Origin of the sequence: Umezawaea sp. NPDC059074 (assembly GCF_042738955.1) — a bacterium.
Classification (GTDB): Bacteria; Actinomycetota; Actinomycetes; order Mycobacteriales; family Pseudonocardiaceae; genus Umezawaea.
This window is the reverse complement of the sequence record NZ_JBHYHC010000219.1, coordinates 1-2,098: the sequence shown is the minus strand read 5'-3', so window position 1 is coordinate 2,098 and position 2,098 is coordinate 1. Positions and strand designations below refer to the sequence as shown.

1 protein-coding gene is annotated in these 2,098 nt (G+C 74.4%); it reads left to right on the top strand.

Annotated features, from left to right (window positions below):
• A partial coding sequence (locus ACFWW9_RS44360) for an acyltransferase domain-containing protein (RefSeq protein ID WP_390389373.1) occupies nt 1-2,098 on the top strand: 2,098 nt, incomplete at both ends.

The window sequence follows — 2,098 nt, the reverse complement described above, 5'->3', positions numbered from 1 at the left end:
CCCGACACCCTGGCGTCCGGGCTCGCCGCCGTGGCCGACCGCGCCGACCCGGTGTTCGCGGTGGACGCCCCGGTCGTGTTCACGTTCTCCGGTCAGGGGTCGCAGCGCGTGGGCATGGGGTCGGGGTTGGCGGCGCGTTTCCCCGTGTTCGCGGAGGTGTTCGACGAGATCCGGGGCTTGTTCGGTGGGCAGTGGGACTTGGAGCGGTTGGACCGTACGGGGTTCGCGCAGCCTGCGTTGTTCGCGTTGGAGGTGGCGCTGTTCCGGCTGGTCGAGTCCTGGGGTGTGCGGCCGGATTTCGTGATCGGGCATTCGGTGGGAGAGCTGGCTGCCGCTCACGTGGCCGGGGTTTTGAGCCTGTCGGACGCGGTGAAGGTGGTGGCCGCGCGGGCGCGGTTGATGGAGGCGTTGCCTGAAGGCGGGGCGATGGCTGCTCTGGGCGTCGCGGACGTCGAGTTGCCCGAGGGCGTGGAGTTGGCGGCGGTGAACGGGCCCTCGTCGGTGGTGGTGTCCGGTGAGGCGGACGCGGTCGCTGCCTTGGTGGGCGAGGTGAAAGCGTTGGGGCGCAAGGCGCAGGTGTTGGACGTGAGCCACGCGTTCCACTCACGGCGGATGGATCCGATGCTGGAGGAGTTCCGCGCGGTCCTGGAGGCGGTGGACCTGCGGGAACCGGTGCTCCCGATGGCGTCCGACGACGTCGTGACGGTCGACCACTGGGTCCGGCAGGTCCGCGAACCGGTCGACTTCGTGCGGATGGTCGAGTCGGTGACGGCACGCGGTGGCGCGCGGTTCGTCGAGATCGGGCCGGACGCCGTGCTGTCGGGGATGTGCCGGGAGATCGTGCCGGACGCGGTGGCGGTGCCGTTGCAGCGCCGGGGCCGGGACGAGGTCACGGCGTTCCTGCGGGGGATGGGCGACGCGTTCGCCGCCGGGGTGGCGGTCGACTGGACCGCCGCGTTCCCGGACGGCGGGCAGCGGGTCGACCTGCCGACGTACCCGTTCCAGCGGCGGCGCTACTGGCTGACGGCGTCCAAGGCGGACACGGCGCTGGGCCACGAGGTGCTCGGCGCGGCGGTGGCGCTGCCGGAGTCCGGGGGCGCGGTGCTGACGGGTGTGCTGTCCCAACGCGCCCAGCCGTGGCTCGCCGACCACGTCGTCGACGGCGAGGTCATCGTGCCCGCCGCGCTGTTCGTCGACCTCGCCGTACGGGCGGGTGACGAGGTGGGCTGCCCGGTGGTGGCCGAACTCGTGGTGGAGGCCGTGCTGGTCTTGCCGCCCGACGCCGACGTGCGGGTGCAGGTCGAGGTCGGCGCGGACGACGACGGCCGCCGGACCGTGGCCGTGCACGCCCGGACCGGCGACGAGCCGTGGACGCGGCACGCGACCGGGACCCTGACGGCCGCGACCGCCCGGCCCGCCGCGGTGGACGAGCCGTGGCCGCCGACCGGGGCCGTCGCCTTGGACGTCGCGGACTGCTACGCCGACCTGGCTCGCTCGGGGTACGGCTACGGGGAGGCGTTCCGCGGGCTCACGGCGGCCTGGCGGCGAGGTGACGACGTGGTCGCCGAGGTGTCGCTGCCGGAAGCGGTGCGAGGACAGCGGTTCGTCCTGCACCCGGTGCTCCTCGACGCCGCCCTGCACGTGCTCGCGCTGGACGCGTCCGGTGAGGTGCTGGTCCCGTTCGCGTGGACCGGCGTGCGGGTGTGGGCGCAGGGCACGACCGCCGTCCGGGCCCGGCTGACCCGCCTCGGCCCGGACGCCGTGCGCGTCGAGGTGACCGACGGCTCCGGGCAGCCGGTGGCCACGGTCGACTCGCTGGTCGTCCGACCGCTGGCGAAGGCGCGCGACGACCTGCACCGGATCCGCTGGGACGAGGTGCCCGCCACGGGCCGAACGGTGTCGTGGAGCCACGACCTGGACAGCACCGAGGGCGTGGTCGTGGCGGACGCCGGGTCGACGCTCGACGCGCTTGCCCTGGTCCAGCGCTGGCTGGCCGAACCGCGGTTCGCGGGTCGGACGCTCGTGCTCGTCACGCGTGGGGCGGTCGCCGTCCACGCGGGCGACGCGGTGCCCGGACTCGCGTCGGCCCCGGTCTGGG